The sequence below is a fragment of the Type-E symbiont of Plautia stali genome (genome assembly GCF_059731115.1).
Window position 1 is genome coordinate 1,995,449 of sequence record NZ_AP035906.1, and the last position, 17,940, is coordinate 2,013,388.

Here is a 17,940-nt window from a genome sequence, read left to right on the forward strand (position 1 = left end):
GCAGCAACGAATGCCATCAGAAATAAGCGCGATGAATCGCCAGCTCCACACCGCGAATTTCCGCCAACCCTTTCAGACGACCAATCGCCGAATAGCCGGGGTTGGTTTTCTTTCTCAAGTCGTCGAGCATCTGGTGACCATGATCCGGGCGCATCGGAATCAAATCCTCCTGACCGGCCGCTTTACGACGATGTTCTTCTTCAGCAATCGCCTTAATGACGGCGAACATGTCAACATCGCCGCCTAAATGCGCTGCCTCGTGGAAGGTGTTCGGGTTCTCTTCGCGTTTGGTTGACCGCAGGTGTGCGAAGTAAATGCGTGGGCCAAAACGTTTCACCATGCCGGCGAGATCGTTATCTGCCAACACGCCGTAAGAGCCGGTGCACATGGTGAAGCCATTCGCCGGGCTGGGTACGGTATCGATCATCCACTGCAAATCTTCTGCGTTAGAGACGATGCGTGGTAAACCCAGAATCGGACGCGGGGGATCATCCGGATGCACTGCCATCCGAACACCCGCCTCTTCCGCCACTGGAATAATCGCGCGCAGGAAGGTGGCGAAGTTTTCACGTAACTCAGCTTTGCCGATGCCGTCATAACGGGCTAATTGAGCACGGAACTGGTCCAGCGTGTAACCTTCTTCTGCACCCGGTAAACCAGCGATGATATTGCGCGTCAGGCGGGTTTTATGTGCTTCGCTCATGTTGGCGAAACGCTCAGCTGCCTGCGCTATTTCCGTGGCGCTGTAATCCTTCTCCGCACCGGGACGTTGCAAAATGTGCAGCTCAAATACGGCAAATTCGATCTGATCGAAACGCAGCGCTTTCGCGCCATCGGGTAACAGATATTCAAGGTCTGTGCGCGTCCAGTCGAGAATCGGCATAAAGTTGTAGCAGACGGTTTTAATACCGCACTGCGCCAGATTTCGCAGAGACTGCTGGTAATGACGGATCCACTTCTGACACTCACCGCTGCCGGTTTTTATCTCTTCGTGAATCGGCACGCTTTCCACCACTGACCACACCAGCCCAGCGGCTTCCACGATGGCTTTGCGCTGCATAATTTCGTCCACCGACCACACTTCGCCGTTAGGGATGTGGTGCAGGGCGGTGACGATGCCGGTCGCGCCAGCCTGTCGTGCATCGGCAAGAGAAACGGGATCATTTGGGCCATACCAGCGCCAGGTCTGCTTCATGTTGTTACCTCTTTTAGGTCCTGAAAATGAAACCCAGGACAATTCTTATATTGGTTGACCTATTAATCGGTTAGCGCACCGCTTATGGCGTGGATTGCGCTCTCAGAGCCTAAAATTCGGCTCTTTAACGTCTGATGTCAACCTCGCAAGCCATTTTGGTTAACCAGATCACAAATGCGGCATCTGAGTGGCGACCAGGTTCCGCATCTGTGGTTCACTCCTGGCGGATGGTTAGAGATGACTCACTGAAGTCGCTCCTCAACAACAAGCAGCAATTCCTGGGCGGCAGCCAGCGATATTTCCGGTTTATCGCTTGCCCGCGCATTCACCACAGGATTTGTAAGCTCATGATGTTAATAAAGAATGGAGAACCAGATGAACCGCAGTTTGAATCCAGGGATCGCTGCTGCTGGCAGCAAACGCACCTTCCGCAATTTGCGCTGGTGGGTATTGGTGTTGTTCTTAGCGGGCGTTACCGTCAACTACATCACGCGTAACTCATTAGGCATTCTGGCACCTGAGCTGAAAACCAGCCTGGGCATCACCACTGAACAATATTCATGGATCGTCGGTGCGTTTCAGCTGGCGTACACCTTCTTTCAACCAATTTGCGGCTGGCTGATTGATGTCATCGGCCTGAAAGTCGGCTTCCTGATTTGTGCCTCGGTCTGGGCGGTCGCCTGTCTGTTCCATGCCGGCGCGGCGAGCTGGGTACATCTTGCCATTCTGCGTTTTGTCATGGGCGGAGCGGAAGCCGCAGCCACGCCAGCCAACGCCAAAGTGATAGGGGAATGGTTCCCGAAAAAAGAGCGTCCGGTTGCAGCGGGTTGGGCCGGCGTGGGCTTCTCAATTGGCGCTATGCTGGCGCCGCCCATCATCTACTTCGCGCACGCTTCTTTCGGCTGGCAGGGCGCTTTCCTGTTTACGGGTTGCCTGGCACTGGCGTGGGTGGTGCTCTGGTGGTTGCTGTATCGCGATCCGGAAATTCATCCCAATCTGTCTGCATCGGAACTGGAATTTATTCGTCAGGATAATGAACCGCCTGCCGTCAAATTACCGTTCTTTAAAGCCCTGAAAAGTGTCTCAAAGAATAAACGTTTTTACGGTATCGCCATTCCCGCTTTTATGGCCGAACCGGCGTGGGGCGTGCTGAGTTTTTGGGTGCCGCTCTACCTGGCGAAAGATCTCGGCATGGATCTCAAACAGATCGCCATGTTCGCCTGGATGCCATTCCTCGCGGCGGATCTCGGTAGCGTCGCCAGTGGCTATCTGACGCGCCTCTATACCCGCCTGTTTGGTTTCAGACTGGTCAACTCCGTGGTTGCCAGTTCGGTCACCGGCGCTTTCCTGATGCTCTCCCTCGCATTGGTGGCAATGACCAAAGATCCCTACGTCGCGATTGCACTGATCTCGATTGGCGGTTTTGGTCACCAGATCATCTCCTGCATGCTCAGCGCGCTGGTGGTGGAGAAGTTTGATAAAGGCCAGATGGCCACCGTCAATGGCATGCGCGGTTCCTTCGCGTGGATATCCAGCTTCCTGTTCTCACTGGTAATTGGTGTCACCGCCGACAAGATTGGCTTTAACCCGTTATTTGTCGCCATGGGCTTCTTCGACCTGATTGGCGCGGTCTTCCTGATTGCATTTATTGCTGAACGTCGCGCCCAGCGCGCCTGATTAAAGTAGGTAACAATGAAAACCTTAAAGAATTGGTCACTCACGCATTCTGATCAACACCATGTTGCGTTAACCGTCGATGGGAAGTACCAGCTGAACCTATTCGTGCTGGAATCAGGCATGTTCCGTGTTTCGATTAAACGTCAGAGCGGCTATGCACTGGACCGCACCTGGAGCATAGCGCCAGACAGCGATGTGCAGTGGGAAGGGCGTCCACGTGACAGCCTGGCGGGCTTTACCCTGCCAGGGTTCACGCTGGAAGAAGAGGGCGACACGCTGGTGGTTTCCACCGATGTGCTGCGCGTGATTGTCCATCAGCCACTGGCGCTGGAGTGGCAACATCGTGATAGCGCTGGCGCCTGGCAACTGCTGACCTGCGACCGCCCAACCAGTGCCTACCTGATTAACGCGCACGGTGATGGTGTGGCGCACTACCAGCGCCGTATGAATGACGATGCCTATTACGGTCTGGGCGAGAAAACCGGTGACCTTCAACGCAATGGCAAACGTTATGAGATGCGTAACCTCGATGCGATGGGCTACAACGCCTCGTCAACCGATCCGCTGTACAAACACGTGCCGTTTACCATTACGCGCCGCAGCGATGTGAGTTTCGGTCTTTACTACGATAACCTCAGCAGCAGCTGGTTTGATCTCGGTAACGAGCTGGATAACTACCATCAGCCTTATCGCCGCTGGCAGGCGGAAAGCGGGGATATTGATTATTACCTGTTTGTTGGCAACAAAGTGTTGGATGTCACCAAGGCCTTTGTGCGCCTGACCGGTAAAACGCTGTTTGGCCCAAAATGGAGCCTCGGTTACAGCGGCTCAACCATGCACTACACCGATGCACCGGATGCACAAAATCAGCTGATGAACTTCATTCGCCTGTGCGAACAGCATGATATTCCGTGCGACTCTTTCCAATTGTCATCGGGTTATACCTCGATCAATAACAAGCGCTATGTGTTCAACTGGAACTACGACAAAGTGCCACAGCCGGAAGTGATGAGCCAGGCGTTCCACGATGCCGGTTTGCGTCTGGCTGCCAACATCAAACCTTGCCTGTTGCAGGACCATCCGCGCTACGAAGAAGTCGCGGCGCAGGGCTTGTTTATTCGCGATTCAGAAGAAGATGCGCCAGAGCGTTCAGTGTTCTGGGACGACGAGGGTTCACACCTCGATTTCACCCATCCTCAGGCGGTGGCGTGGTGGCAGGAGAACGTCACCCAACAGCTGCTGGCGAAGGGCATCGATTCGACCTGGAATGACAACAACGAATATGAAGTGTGGGACGGCGAAGCGCGTTGCCATGGCTTTGGTACGCCCATCGCCATCAAGCATATTCGCCCGGTGATGCCGTTGTTGATGATGCGTGCGTCGATGGAAGCGCAGCAGCGTTTCGCGCCAGAGAAGCGTCCTTTCCTGATCTCGCGTTCTGGCTGTGCCGGTATGCAACGCTACGTGCAGACATGGAGCGGCGATAACCGTACTAACTGGACGTCACTGCGTTACAACATCCGTATGGGCCTGGGGATGAGCTTGTCGGGTCTGTATAACGTCGGGCACGATGTCGGCGGTTTTTCAGGTGATAAGCCGGACGCTGAACTGTTTGTACGCTGGGTACAAAACGGCGTAATGCACCCGCGTTTCACCATTCACTCGTGGAATGACGATCACACGGTGAATGAGCCGTGGATGTATCCGTCGGTCACGCCTGCGATTCGTGCTGCAATCGAACTGCGTTATCGCCTGTTGCCGTATCTGTATACCTTACTGTGGCAAGCGCATGCTGATGATGAGCCGATGCTGCGTCCAACCTTCCTCGACCATGAGCAGGATAAACAGACTTTCGCCGAGTGCGATGAGTTTATGCTGGGCCGCGATTTGCTGGTGGCCAGCGTGGTGGAAGCAGGACAGCGTGAACGCAGTTTGTGGCTGCCAGATAACCAAACTGGCTGGTATGACTTCGCAACGCAACAGTGGTACAGCGGCGGTCAATGGATCACGCTGCCAGCACCGCTGGAAACCCAGCCGATGCTGGTTCGCGCCGGTGCGGCCTTGCCACTGAGCCAGCGTCTGCGTCATGTTGATGCACAAGCAGATGACCGTCGCACGCTGCAACTTTATCCATTACAGGGTAAAGGCGAGAGCAAAGGCCTGGTATTTGAAGATGACGGTGAGTCCTGGGGTTATCAGCAGGGTAATGCGCTGTGGTTAAGCTGGGAGATGCGCAGCGATGCCGAGGCAATCCACCTGAGCTTCACACGCAAAGGCGATTATCAGCCAGCATGGAAAACGCTGCAAATTGCTTTGCCAGCCGGAGAAACGCGCCAGCTTTACATTGATGGTGTCGCGGTTGCTGCGGCAGATGCGCAAGCAGTGCTGGCGGAGATAGCGAGTCACTAAGCGTCATTGTTCAGGGAGGAGTGCGCAGCAATGCGCACTCTTCAAACGCACAGCGACCTGACATCAATGTGGCTCTGTGCGTTACCCGGCTTAATCAAGCAACCCTTTGGCCCGCGCCAGTAAAAACGCGGTCACTGAAGTGGCATCGGTCACTTTACCTTCCAGCACGAGCTGCAGAAACTCGCTGATTTTCATTTTGCGTGCAGTGAGTCCGACTTCCTCGGCATCCAGATTCTGCCCTTCATAGCGTAATTCGCTGGCAAGATAGATGTAATAACCCTGCGCGGAGTATCCCTGCGCCAGTTTTTGATAGCCCACGTACTGCCAACGATCGGCAATCAATCCCGTCTCTTCCTGCAGTTCGCCCGCCGCCAGTGCTTCCGGTGTCGCGCCAGGGTCCAGCTCCCAGCTGCCTTGCGGCAACTCAATGGTGCGTTCACTTATCGGATAACGATACTGTTCCACCACAAAAATGCTGTCCTGCTCCACCGGAAGGATGACGACAAAATCGTTTTTTTCGATCACCGAATAGAGGCCTTCGCTGCCATCGGCACGCTGAATTTTGTCCTCTTTTAACGTCATCCAGCGGTTACGATAGATCTCTGTCGATGTGAGGGTTTGAATTTCTGGTTTCAAAAGGGGCCTCCATGAAGTGAATCAGTGAGTCAACAATTTAAGCCTATAAACGGGGTGCCGTGACAGGTAACTTATCTGTTTTTTCCATCGCTTGTTTTAACGCATGAAGAAATACCGTCACCCGTGCTGGCAACTGACGAGTCGTCGGGAACAGTGCCCAGACACCGAGCATCTGCGGTTGAGCATCCTGTAATTCAATGGCGATGAGCTCGCCCGAAGCAAGCTCTTCACGGATGTCCCACTCAGATAACTGAGCAATGCCGCTTCCCGCCACGCACAGAGTACGCACCCCTTCCACGTTACTGCCACTGAAACGGCCTTCCACGCTTAAGCTCGAAATATGCCCATCAATGATGAAGCTCCACTGCACCACGCCTGAGAGTCGCAGGCAGTTGTGATGATGTAAGTCGTTTAATGTCTGAGGCGTGCCGAAGCGTTGGAGATAATCGGGTGAAGCACACAGCATACGCGGGTTGTTAGCGAGACGGTGAGCCACTAAACGGGAGTCACGCAGCGGCGCAATGCGGATAGCGACATCGTAGCCCAACCCTACCAGGTCGGTGACGTCATCGCTCAGCTGAAATTCTATGCGCAGTTCCGGGTTGGCCTCCATCAAGGCTGGCAACAGCGGAATGATGGTGCGACGACCAAAGCCAGAAGGCGCCGTAATTCGCAACTGACCAGTCGCACCTTGCTGGTGTGGTGAAAACAGATTGCGTGCACTCTGTTCGGTTTCCGCCAGCGATTTCGCATAGGGCAGAAACTCTTCGCCCTCCACAGTCAGCGCGATGGCGCGAGTCGTGCGGTGCATCAGCCGCACGCCGAGATCGTCCTCCAGCGAGGCCAGCCGACGCGACACCGTCATCGGCGTAGTATTCAGCCGCCGTGCCGCCTGCGTCAGGCTGCGCGTTTGCGACACCATCAGGAAAACCTCAATATCTTTGGAGTTCATTGTAACGATTTCCGTTATACAGACGTATCATCTTCGGTCATTTTTGCCGCTAAAGCGACACACTACAATGCGCTCTGACGATAATCAGGGAACACGATGTAGCAAATGGCCGATAAACACTTATTTCAGAGCGGGACATTAAATCGACTCGCGCTGAAAAACCGCATCATGGTGGCACCCATGACGCGCATCTCCGCCACGGTAGATGGCGTACCGGGCGACCGCATGAAGCACTATTACGAACGTTTCGCGCGGGGGGGTTTTGGCACCATCATCACCGAAGGGCTGTATATCGACGAAGCCTGGTCGCAGACGTATGCGTTTCAAGCGGGGCTGGTTAATAGCCGCCAGGTCGCAGGCTGGCGTGCCATTACTGATGGTGTGCATCAGCATGGTGGCAAGATCATTGCGCAGCTGATGCATGCCGGCGCGATTTCCCAGGGCAATATTTACCGACGCGATACCCTGGCTCCCTCCGTCGTGCAACCGCGTGGAGAACAGCTGGGCTTTTATCATGGTCATGGCGACTATGCGTTGCCAGGAGAAATGAGCGAAGATCAGATTCAGCAGGCGATTGACAGTTTTGCCGAGACCGCTGCGCGCGCCATTGGCGTAGCGGGATTTGATGGCATTGAAATTCACGGTGCCAATGGCTACCTGCTCGATCAATTCTTTACGGATTACACCAATCAGCGTGGTGATCGTTGGGGCGGTGATATCGCTGCCCGCCTTTCACTGACCCTGGCGGTGATCCGCGCGGTACGCCAGCGTATAGGCCACGATGTCACTTTAGGTGTGCGTATTTCACAAGGCAAAGTGAATGATTTCCATCATAAGTGGCAGGAAGGGGAAGCGGGGGCAAAACAGGTGTTTCGCTTATTGGCTGAGTCAGGCATTGATTACCTGCATCTCACCGAATACAACGCACTTCAGCCCGCTTTTGCGGACAATGCGCTTTCGCTGGTACAGATAGCGCGAGAGGCGGCACCAAGCCTGACTATTGTGGCGAATGGTTCGCTGTCAGACAGCGGCAGCGCGTCTCAGGCGCTGGAGCAGGGCGCTGATTATGTCGCGTTGGGTAAAAGCGCGCTGGCCAACCCCGACTGGCCGATGCGTATCCGTGATGCAGCACCCTTGCGTGAGTTTGATAAAAATCTCTTAGCCCCTTCCGCGGATGTTAAGGATTGCGAGCTGGCGTAAGGGGTTAATCGCATCGGAAGATGGAGATCAGTACGGGGGCACGACATGTCCCCGTACTGACTATTATTCTTTAAATGCCCAACCCAATTTTCCATCCGCAGAAATTATTTTATCGAGTTTCTTCTCGTTGACCTTTTTCATCGCCCCCAGCTTTTCAGCGGTGAGCGGCCCGGCATCGCTCTGGGCAATGACCGTGTCTTTGGGCACTTCGGTGATTTTTTCAGCAATGGCGGTAACTGCAGCGCCATAGCCTTTGCGGTCATGCAGGTCGAATGATTTCAGTGGCAGTTCAGTCTCAAGCCATTTACCCCAATAGAATTCAAGGAACGGCGGCGGATTGTCCTCTTTCTCAAAGCCGATATCGCGCACGAAATAGACCAGCGAACGATATTCATCATCCTGCATGTGTTTACGGCCCAACTCTTTCGGCAGGTCATGCGGGGTGATTTTGCCTTTAGGCGTATCCAGCCAGACCAGATGGGCGGCTTCCATTTGCTGCCAGAACGCATTCATCGTTTTCAGACTGCGGAAATCATTGGTGATGCGCACCTGTACGCGCGTTTTCAAACCACCAACATCAGCGAAATTACTGAAGGTGTGATGCCCATCAGTGAGATAGAGCGCATTATCCGGGGCGATGACGGCAGTTTTCATCGGTCCTGGCTGCGCACCCACCGGGGCTTTACAGGTGAAGCTGTCAGGATCGGAGATGCGTGATTTGCTGTTGAACTTGTCTACGCCTTTCTGCCCCATGCTTTCACAAAAATCATCGAACAGCTTTTTGGGATCGGCCTGGTAACGGTGCAGTTTGTAATCCAACTGGCGATAACCAATCGCGGCTTGCGTGGGATGCAATTGTGATAACTGCACCTGCACGATATCACCTGCTTTGATATCAGCGGGCAGTGCCGCTGACGCCTGGCCAGAAGACCACAATAGAGCTAACAGTGACCACGGTGTTCTCATTCCCTTTCCTTAAATGGCCTCAAACGAAGCCGCTACGATAGCATTTCTGTCATCTTGCCGCTTTAGTGTTGTGCTTCGCGCTTGACCTATTACAACCCGGTATCCAGACCTCTGACCACATTGGAGCTTGCTATGGCCCTTGCCGCTGTCCAACCGGCTAAACTGCAACACACCGTCATCGATCCTAGCGTGCGTATGCGCGAAACCCACATTGGTCAGCAATGTGAGATCCTCGCCGAAAGTTATCTTGAATATAGCGAGTTGGGCGATTTTTCTTACCTCGGCGAGCACTGTTGTGTCGCTGATGCGCAGATTGGTCGCTTTACCGCGATAGCCAATCAGGTGCGTATTGGTGCGCCAAATCATCCGATGGATCGTGCTTCCCAACATCGTTTTACCTACTGCCCGGAATATTATGATACGCAGGCGCAGCGTGATGCCGGGTTCTTTGCCAACCGTCGAGAGGACCGCGTGATCATCGGTAATGATGTGTGGATTGGTCATGGCGTCATTGTGCTGCCGGGCGTGACCGTTGGTGACGGCGCGGTATTGGCGGCTGGCGCGGTTGTGACCAAAGATGTGGCCCCTTACACCATTGTGGGCGGTGTCCCTGCGAAACCCATTCGTGTCCGCTTCACGCCAGAAATCGCGGCGCAGTTGCAGGCGATTGCGTGGTGGAACTGGCCGCTGGAGAAGCTGATGACGCATCTGGCGGATTTTCAATCGCCAGACATTGCTGCCTTCTGCCAGCGGCACGCGGTGTAAAATTACATCGCCTGCTGTGCTGCCACTGTGGGTGCATCAGCCTGCAGGCGTTTCTCAGGTTGTAATAGCGTCATCGCCAGCATGCTGCCAAACGCAATGCAGGCGGTAACGGTGAACATGGCGTTATAACCGTAATATTCCGCCAGCCAACCGCACAGCATCGGGGAGATGATGGAGGCAAGGTTGGCTATCGCCAGCGTCATGCCACTGTAAGCACCTACCGAAGCTTTTGGCGTCACATCAATCACCACCGACCAATACACGTTATTCACCAGCGCATTGAGCGCGTTACCTAGCGTCATCAGAGCGATGATCCCTGCCGCTGAACTCACCCACGGAATCGCCATAAAACAGCAGGCGGTCGCGCACAGCGTGACGGCTGCGAAGACGTTCCTTGCCAGGCGAAGGTTGTTAAAGCGTGCCAGCAGACGATCAGCTATACGTCCGCCGAGCAACACGGTGAAACAGGCACCGCTCCACGGAATCATCGCCACGTACCATAACGAATGTAGATCGTAGTGGAAGTTATCCTGCAGATATTTGGGCAACCAGGTGACCAGCGTGAAGGTGATATAGAGGAAGCTGAAGTAGCCAAGTGCGTTGCACACCAGCGTGCGACTGGTAAAGAAACGCCACCACGGCAGTGCGCCCTCATGTTGGCTTTCAGGCTTTTGTCCATTGATGATCAGCTGACGTTCGGCCGCATTGGCGCGTGGGTGCAGCAGCGGTGTGTCGGTAAAGTTGCGTGCAAACAGCAACATCGCCAGCAGTGAGAAGGCACCGAGCAGGATAAACATCATGCGCCAGTCGTCGGTTAACAGCAGCAAGCCCACGGCAATGGGTGCGGTCAGCAGTGAACCCACCTGAGTACTGAGCAAGCCGATGCTCAGCGCAAAACCGCGTTCATTATCCGGGGCCCAGTGGGCAATGGTTTTGTTCATCAACGCATAGGCCGGGCCTTCGGAAAAACCAAACAGGATACGCAATGCAGCAAATCCCATAATGGCTGAACCACCAAACAGCGCCATGCCGACTTCACCGGCCCATGCAGTGCCAATTTCCAGCAAGGACCAAAGAATCCCCGCCATCAACCACACTTTTTTGGTGCCCAATCTATCAGCGAGAAAACCGCCACACAGCGAGCCGAACAGGTAGCCAAAACCGAAATAGCCCAATACCGCACCCAGTTGAACTTTGGTGAAGTGAAATTCCTGAGAGATAGCGTTAGCAGCAAACGAGAGTGCGCCGCGATCAACGTAGTTGATCAGCGCGATGAGAAACAGCAGTGAAAAAATAGTGTAGCGAGTAGAGGATGCTTGCATAGCGCGACTCCTGAAGTAGAACACAGGATTCATTAAGCAAAGCTGATGCCAGAATGGTAAGGCTGCTAACAATTAGCGCGGATATACAAGGTAAGGCCTTTCTGTAGCAAGGGCGACCATCAGGACGCCCATTGTATGTCTGTCTGCACCAGCATGATCACATAAGCGTTCTTTTATAGTGCGGCGGATTGTACCTGAGCCATCGGGTGGCGATTACGCCACCAGCCAAATGCCAACAATGAAAGGCCGCCAACAATCACCAGTGCACCGAGCAGGGCGAATCCTGAGGTATAGCTTCCGGTTCGGGCATACAAAATCGCAACCATAAAGCCCGCCAGTGTGCCACCACCTCCCGCACCCAGGCCATTAACGATCCCGGCTGCCGCGCCTACCGCGTGAGGACGCACGCTGGACTGGATAATCGACCAGATGTTTGGCGTGAAACTGCTGGCGTAATAACCCATAGCGAGCGTTATCAGCGTCATTTTTATCACGCCGCTCTGTACCAGTGGCAGCACCAGTAACATGGCGCCGGGGATTAGCAACCCAAGCGAAGCGATAAGAATACGTTTGCCGGTTTTATCGCTGAGCCAGGACATCGGTATGGCCAGCACCACGGCGAGAAGATAAGGCAGCGAACTCGCGATGGCTGCACTCCAGCCACTGAAGCCCAGAGAACTTACCGCCATTGGAATCCATAACGTAATCCCCCAGAACAACATGCCCTGTGTGAGATAGGTAACGATCAGCAATACAAATGACAGTCCGCCGAAATCTGCACGTGTGAGGCGCGACTGACGTGGGGCGACCTTTTCCTGTTGAACCGGTGCATCGCGCGTGTTTAATAATACGCGTGCATACAATGGCACCATGATCAGTAAACCAATGCCCCCACACAGGAAGAACAGATTGCGCCAACCCATCAGGTCATGCAGTGGCGTTAAAATGATAAAGCCAAGGCCCAGCGCCAGAAACTGCCCGTAATAGTGAATCAGGCTGTTAGCGCGCGTCAGTTCCGAAGGAGTAAACCATAAGCGTACAAAACGGGATTGTTGTGGCCAATAGATGCCTTCCGCCACACCCAGAACAAATCGGCAGGCAACTAACAGCATGACGGTACTGGCAAAGCCGGTAGCCAGTGTCGCGACAGACCACAGCGCCATCATGCCGATAGCGATGGTTTTTGGATCGTAGCGGGTGGTGAAAATGCCACCCGAAATGTTGGCCACAATATAGCCAATCAGGAAGGCGGTTAATACCAGGCTTGAGGTGGTGGCAAAATCTGCGCCACTGAAGCCAAGATCACTCGCCACCTCTTTTAATGTGACGGAAAGGTTAGTGCGGTCGATGTAGGAGATAAACATACCAAACATCAGCGTACCGCCGATACGAAGCCAGGGAGATCGCATAGGGAATACCTCAGTGAAGGCCAAAATTGGCGCGCCACAGTGGCATGCCGGATTTCAGAGTGAGTTGAGGCACCAGCAACTGGCTACCCGTCAGGGTATGCTGATGGACATCGGTGAAGGTGACATCGCGTTTTTCGAGTCGGAACAGTGCCACATCGGCACAACTGCCAGGCTGCAGAGTGCCTATTTGTTGAGACATGCCCAGCAATGCAGCCGGGCGTGCAGTACAGCGCTCCACCACATCAAACAGTGACATGCCCATGGCAAGGAATTTAGACATCACCCAGGGGAGGCCAAACACCGGCGGGCGATTGAGCGTCAGAGCGGAGAGGTCGCTGCTAATGATGTCGGGTAAGAAGTCATCGGCGACGGCCAGCTGTGCGACGCGTTGAGAGAAATTATTGCGTCCGTGTGCGCAATCAAAGATCACGCCTCTTGCGCGAGCTTGTCGAGCCGCAGCTTTGACCCGGCCATTGTCGTCGAGCAGGGTGTCACCCTTGCCGTGGAAGCAATGCGCGAAGACGTCTCCGCTGCGGAATATTTCCAGCAGTTGTTCGGTGGTATGCACCGGATCGGTCATGTGAACAGCCACACGGCAGTCGAGCTGCGTGGCCATCTCTACCGCGCGAAGAAAGGGCTGGGAACCCAGCTCGCCCACGACTGCACGCTCCTGTTTCAGCTTCAGCCCCAGCAGCGTTTCGGGATAACGGCGGAACAGTTGCTGCAGACGGGGGAAATCAAAATAGTCCGGGTTATGGTTTTCCTCTTGCCAAAGTTGTCCGCCGGGATAAGCCGTCACAAACGCTTTGATACGCACCAGGCTGCGGGGAATCTGGTCACGTAAAAAACTTTCAACATTCGCAGAGCCTGCGGAGCCGGCATCAACAATGGTGGTCACGCCGAAAGGTAATGAGGCGAGATCGGGCGGGACGCTACTGTGCGTTCCGCCATAAAAGACATGCGCATGATAATCAATCAGTCCTGGAAACAGGTAGCAATCCTTAGCATCAACGATCTCGGTACGGGCGCTAACGGGGGTATCGGGAGAGGCAATCAAATCATCGAGGATATGAATATCCTGGCGCTCCTGGATATTCCTGGCGGGATCAATAACTTCAGCATTTTTGATTAGGATGTGACTTTCAGACATCGCAGGGCAACCTCTTATCGGGGGTTATTTACTTTTCCTGACATTCAAGTCTGACGACAAAAGTGGCGTTGCGCCTCGGTCATTTGCATGGAATTTTCATTAAAGCCACACGCTTTTCTGGCAAAAAAGACAAAGCACTTTTATTTGTCTCACACTTATCCTGATTCTGTGATCGCCGCTGGAATAAGCTATTCAGACATGAAAAATTACGAATTAATCGTCTTTAATGCATGGTTATCTGCCTTGTGTTTTATTTAGTTTTGATGTTAGTTAATTAGTAAAATCAATAAATTAACCATTGATTGTTTACGTTTGCCTCATACTTATATCTCAAGTAAACTCAAAATACGTCATTTTTGAGATTTCTCGCGATGAGATTACGCCGCCCGCCCAAACAACTGCTTGATACCCAGACGAGCGCTGAAAGTGCTGAGATGCTGAGCCGATATACTGAGTGGGATTTGCGCTATCTGCATTTTGACGAACTTAGTCGTCGAATCCGGGATGCGGATGAACGGTTGGCGGTGTGGAGCGCGTTAAAATTTAAACGGCGCAGTACGGCTCAACATTTTGTCATTGCGTCACAAGACGTCAGTTGCAACTTTACCGCCAAAATCAACGCGGCTATTTCCCTGGTGGATCGCATGACCTTTGCGCGCAATGGTGAGCCCACTGATGAGGACGCGGCCTCCTATCTGATGTCACAATTGATCATGGAAGAAGCGATCTCCTCCAGTCAACTCGAAGGCGCAGCAACGACCTCGCGTGTGGCGATGGAACTGTTGGCGGTGGGGCGGGAACCCCGCAACGAAGATGAGAGCATGATCATGGGCAATTGGCGGCTGATGCAGCATATTGCCGCCATGGGCGATGGACCGCTAACGCGTGCCGATATCCTGCACATGCATCACATCGCGTGTGCAGGCATCAATGACGAAAAATATCGGCCCGGTGAGGTGCGCGGCAACAATGATGTTTTTGTGGCAGGTCGTGATGGCGAAATCATCCATCAGCCGCCCGATCACTCCGCATTGAATGGAATGCTGGATGAGTTGTGCGCTGAAGTCGAATTCCTGGAACAGCAGGGAACACACCCATTGCTGGTGGCCTGTGTTTTGCACTTTGCCATTGGTTATATTCATCCCTTCAATGATGGCAATGGCCGCACCGCACGGGGCTTGTTCTATCATCATTTGATTCGTCGTGGTTATCACGCCTTCCGATACATTTCGATCAGCAAACTCCTCAAGGCGGCCTCCATTAAATACGGTATGTCATACCTTTACAGCGAAACGGATGAGCTCGATCTAACCTATTTTGTCCAATTCCAGTGTGAAATTGTGATGCGTGCGGTGAATGCCTTCACAGAGCAAATCACTACGCTGCGTCAGGAACGGGCGCGTCTGGTGCATTGGGTAGAGGAAAATATGTCGTTGGCGAAAGGTGAGCTGGACATCATGGCGATTGCGCTACATGCGCCGGGTTCGCTATTGAGCGCAGCAGGGGTGAAATTAAGACTGGGTGTCGCCGATAATACCGCACGCAGTCGGCTGAAAAATCTGGCCGATCTTGGATTGTTAAGACCGATTAAGGAGGGAAAGGGCACGGTGTATCAGGCGCCAGTCTCCTTATGGAAACTGAAAGAGTGGCTAAAAAAACACTGAGTAATCGCAAGTAATCTCAAAAATCATGTCTTTTGAGATTGCTTGCGATGATCAAAATTAATCAATGAAAGCGATTAGCTGGTTTCACGAGGCCTAAACGTTCGCGTAGCGTGCCCGCAGCATAATCCTGATGAAACACGCGCGCATCCTGCAAACGGGGTACCACCTGGCTGAGGAACAGATCTTCATTTTCATCAATGTAGGTGGGGAGAATCACAAACCCATCGCAGGCTTGATGTTGATACCAGTCAATCATCTGTTGCGCGATTTGATCCGCCGTGCCGGTCGGTGAAGGGAACGACAAGCTCTCCGCATAGCGTTTGGCCATCTCCCCCAGAGTGAGTTTCTGCTCTATGGCGTTGGCAATCACATACTGAAAACGTCCTTTACTGCCGGTAATCTGCTCGCGCAAGTCGGGCACCGGTCCATCCACCGGATACTGTGACAGATCGATGTTCATGCTGGCAGAAACAAAACTGAGCCCGGATTCCACGGTGATCAGTGATTTGAGGTATTCAGCGCGGTCGCGTGCATCCTGCTCGCTGTGGCCGACAATCGGCACTAATCCCGGCAGGATTCGCAGCTGATCAGGCTGTCGCTGATAGTGCTGCGCACGCTCCTTGATCGTTTGGTAGAACTGCTGAGCGCGTTCCCGGTTAGGTTGCACGACAAACAGCATCTCCGCGTGTTGGGCCGCCAGGTCAATAAATGCCTCAGAAACACCAGCCTGAATCACTACCGGATGCCCTTGCGGTGGCCGGGGCAGGTTCAACGGTCCTTGTACCTCGAATGACTCGCCCTGATGGTCGAAGCGGTGGAAACGTGCCGGATCGGCAAAGCGTGCGCTGCATTTTTCCACCACCAATGCATCCTCTTCGAAGCTGTCCCAGAGCGCTTTCATCACGTCGATGAACTCTGCTGCGCGGCGATAGCGATCCTGATGGCTGAAGTGCTGGCTGCGGCCGAAATTACGTGCTTCGGCATGGGTTAATGAAGTCACCACATTCCACGCGGCACGCCCATCGCTGATGTGATCGATGTTGGCCAGCTGTCGAGCGGTGGTATAGGGCTCGGAATAGGAGGATGAGACGGTGCCGCCTAAGCCAATACGATCGGTGACCGCCGCCAGCGCGGCCAGCAAGGTGAGCGGCTCAGACCAGCCCACCTGGCGATGCTGCACGGTGTGCGCCAGATGTCCGCCATACACATCATCAATCGCCAGCTTATCCGCAACAAAGATCATATCGAGTTTTGCCGCTTCAGCGCGTTGGGCAATTTTGCGGTACAGCGGCCAGTTGCGGCCACCGGTCGTGGCGGCTTGCGGATGACGCCAGCCACCCTGATGAATGCCTGAGTCGAGGTACAGCGCCAGGTTCATCATGGTTTAGTGGCTCCAGCTTTGGCAAAAAATGACGCATCGACCAGACTGCTCGCCTGCAAGCCGGGTTTGATTAACCCGCTGCGTGCGAAGGTATCAATCGCAGCCTGCTGGCGTTGCGCCACCAGCGTGTAGTCTTCCACCGGAGCGTTGTTTTCACGCTGAACCTTACTCAAGGCGACGGCATCTGGCAGACGCAGTAAAGACGCGATGCCATTGGCATACTCCTGCGGATGATCCACGCCCCAGGCGCGAGCGCGAATCAGACGCTGTCGGAAATCAGCCAGCTCTGCACGTTTATTACTGATAGCGCTATCGGTCGCCACCAGATAGTTGGAGACCGGTGCCTCCTTGCCGTCAATGGCGATGCGATCACCTGACTGAGCCACCGCAAAAGAGACATACGGTTCCCATGTCGCCACCGCATCCACGGCACCGTTATCCAATGCCAATGTCGCCTCAGCAGGCGTGGTGAAAACAAAGTTAACGCTGTCATCAGGCAAACCGGCCTGGTGCAGCGCGTTGAGCACCATGTTCTGACCCGATGAACCTTTCACCGTGGCCACCTTTTTGCCTTTGAGGTCGGCAATGGTATGGACGGCGCTATCCTTTTTAACCAGCAGCCCGTTACCCAAATATTGTGAGGCCTGAATAGCGCGGATTTTAGCCCCAGCCGCCACGGCAAAAGCCAGCGGACCATCACCGACTAATCCGGCATCCAGATGCTGTGAGTTGAGTGATTCCAGCAGCGGCGCGGCGTTAGGGAATTCGTACCATTTGATTTCATAAGGCACATTGGTGAGTTCACCGGCTGCTGACATCACGGCGCGGGCGTTCCCCTTTTGGTCGCCGACCACGAGTTCGGTATTGGCGGCATAAGTGGTGAAGGTGGCGGCCAACAATGCGCTGGCGATAAACGTGAGTTTCATGATGTTTCCCTGAGAAAAAAGAAAACAGCGTAAGTTTTCCGCTACAGCAGGCGTAGTAACAAATCCGCGCAACGATATGCAACGAGCGCAAAAGCCACGAAGGGCGAAAGATTGCGCAACTGCCGTTATCAAAAAATGCGATTTATCCTCACTAATGATTAATTCTCACGACGATAAGTGAAACGTGATTTCAGTCACACATTGAGCTCGGCGGGATTCATCAGTCATTAGCCCGACTACATTCATAAGCGGAGCTAACGACACACTCAGTAACGGGTTTTTACTGTT

At 53.8% G+C, this 17,940-nt stretch carries 14 protein-coding genes; 5 read left to right on the top strand and 9 right to left on the bottom strand.

The window, feature by feature from the left end:
- Positions 1–16 precede the first annotated feature (16 nt).
- A complete protein-coding gene (gene uxuA, locus AC6I8L_RS09185; protein ID WP_058959958.1) occupies positions 17–1,195 on the bottom strand; it encodes a mannonate dehydratase in 1,179 nt (392 codons plus the stop codon).
- 375 nt (positions 1,196–1,570) lie between these two features.
- Here uxuA and AC6I8L_RS09190 point away from each other — a divergent pair, with 375 nt between their 5' ends.
- Together AC6I8L_RS09190 and AC6I8L_RS09195 are read left to right on the top strand one after the other, a co-directional pair.
- Positions 1,571–2,872, top strand: coding sequence for an MFS transporter (locus AC6I8L_RS09190; RefSeq protein WP_034827231.1), 1,302 nt, complete (start codon positions 1,571–1,573; stop codon positions 2,870–2,872).
- Positions 2,873–2,887: 15 nt separating this feature from the next.
- Positions 2,888–5,281 (top strand): glycoside hydrolase family 31 protein, encoded by a 2,394-nt coding sequence (locus AC6I8L_RS09195; protein WP_058959957.1) that lies wholly within the window; start codon positions 2,888–2,890, stop codon positions 5,279–5,281.
- A 90-nt stretch (positions 5,282–5,371) separates the two neighbouring features.
- Here AC6I8L_RS09195 and AC6I8L_RS09200 read toward each other — a convergent pair whose 3' ends face one another.
- Together AC6I8L_RS09200 and AC6I8L_RS09205 are read right to left on the bottom strand one after the other, a co-directional pair.
- A complete protein-coding gene (locus AC6I8L_RS09200) occupies positions 5,372–5,917 on the bottom strand; it encodes an NUDIX domain-containing protein (protein ID WP_082678106.1) in 546 nt (181 codons plus the stop codon).
- Positions 5,918–5,960: 43 nt separating this feature from the next.
- Entirely contained in the window at positions 5,961–6,869 is a 909-nt protein-coding gene (locus AC6I8L_RS09205) for a LysR family transcriptional regulator (RefSeq protein ID WP_034827224.1), read from the bottom strand.
- A gap of 105 nt (positions 6,870–6,974) precedes the next feature.
- Here AC6I8L_RS09205 and AC6I8L_RS09210 point away from each other — a divergent pair, with 105 nt between their 5' ends.
- Positions 6,975–8,069: an oxidoreductase gene (locus tag AC6I8L_RS09210; RefSeq protein WP_058959956.1), complete on the top strand. Its 1,095-nt coding sequence runs from the start codon at positions 6,975–6,977 to the stop codon at positions 8,067–8,069.
- A gap of 63 nt (positions 8,070–8,132) precedes the next feature.
- Here the strand turns inward: AC6I8L_RS09210 and AC6I8L_RS09215 are convergent, their stop codons facing one another.
- Positions 8,133–9,035 (bottom strand): ParB/Srx family N-terminal domain-containing protein, encoded by a 903-nt coding sequence (locus AC6I8L_RS09215; RefSeq protein WP_058959955.1) that lies wholly within the window; start codon positions 9,033–9,035, stop codon positions 8,133–8,135.
- Between the two features lie 132 nt (positions 9,036–9,167).
- Here AC6I8L_RS09215 and AC6I8L_RS09220 point away from each other — a divergent pair, with 132 nt between their 5' ends.
- The gene (locus tag AC6I8L_RS09220) at positions 9,168–9,800 is read left to right on the top strand and encodes a DapH/DapD/GlmU-related protein (protein WP_058959954.1); all 633 of its coding nucleotides are present in this window, start codon (positions 9,168–9,170) and stop codon (positions 9,798–9,800) included.
- Positions 9,801–9,802: 2 nt separating this feature from the next.
- On the opposite strand, the gene AC6I8L_RS09225 is transcribed toward AC6I8L_RS09220, so the two are convergent.
- The 3 genes from AC6I8L_RS09225 to AC6I8L_RS09235 all read right to left on the bottom strand — a co-directional run bounded on the left by AC6I8L_RS09225 (position 9,803) and on the right by AC6I8L_RS09235 (position 13,681).
- A complete protein-coding gene (locus tag AC6I8L_RS09225; protein ID WP_058959953.1) occupies positions 9,803–11,122 on the bottom strand; it encodes an MFS transporter in 1,320 nt (439 codons plus the stop codon).
- A gap of 173 nt (positions 11,123–11,295) precedes the next feature.
- Positions 11,296–12,531, bottom strand: a complete 1,236-nt coding sequence (locus AC6I8L_RS09230; RefSeq protein ID WP_058959952.1) for an MFS transporter — start codon at positions 12,529–12,531, stop codon at positions 11,296–11,298.
- Positions 12,532–12,541: 10 nt separating this feature from the next.
- The gene (locus tag AC6I8L_RS09235; RefSeq protein ID WP_058959951.1) at positions 12,542–13,681 is read right to left on the bottom strand and encodes a metallo-dependent hydrolase; all 1,140 of its coding nucleotides are present in this window, start codon (positions 13,679–13,681) and stop codon (positions 12,542–12,544) included.
- Positions 13,682–14,115: 434 nt separating this feature from the next.
- Here AC6I8L_RS09235 and AC6I8L_RS09240 point away from each other — a divergent pair, with 434 nt between their 5' ends.
- The gene (locus tag AC6I8L_RS09240; RefSeq protein ID WP_236699730.1) at positions 14,116–15,345 is read left to right on the top strand and encodes a Fic family protein; all 1,230 of its coding nucleotides are present in this window, start codon (positions 14,116–14,118) and stop codon (positions 15,343–15,345) included.
- Positions 15,346–15,406: 61 nt separating this feature from the next.
- Here the strand turns inward: AC6I8L_RS09240 and AC6I8L_RS09245 are convergent, their stop codons facing one another.
- The gene (locus AC6I8L_RS09245) at positions 15,407–16,726 is read right to left on the bottom strand and encodes an NtaA/DmoA family FMN-dependent monooxygenase (protein ID WP_082678105.1); all 1,320 of its coding nucleotides are present in this window, start codon (positions 16,724–16,726) and stop codon (positions 15,407–15,409) included.
- Positions 16,723–17,652, bottom strand: coding sequence for an aliphatic sulfonate ABC transporter substrate-binding protein (locus AC6I8L_RS09250; RefSeq protein ID WP_058959949.1), 930 nt, complete (start codon positions 17,650–17,652; stop codon positions 16,723–16,725). Before AC6I8L_RS09250 ends, AC6I8L_RS09245 begins: the two co-directional genes overlap by 4 nt.
- Between the last annotated feature and the right edge of the window lie 288 nt (positions 17,653–17,940).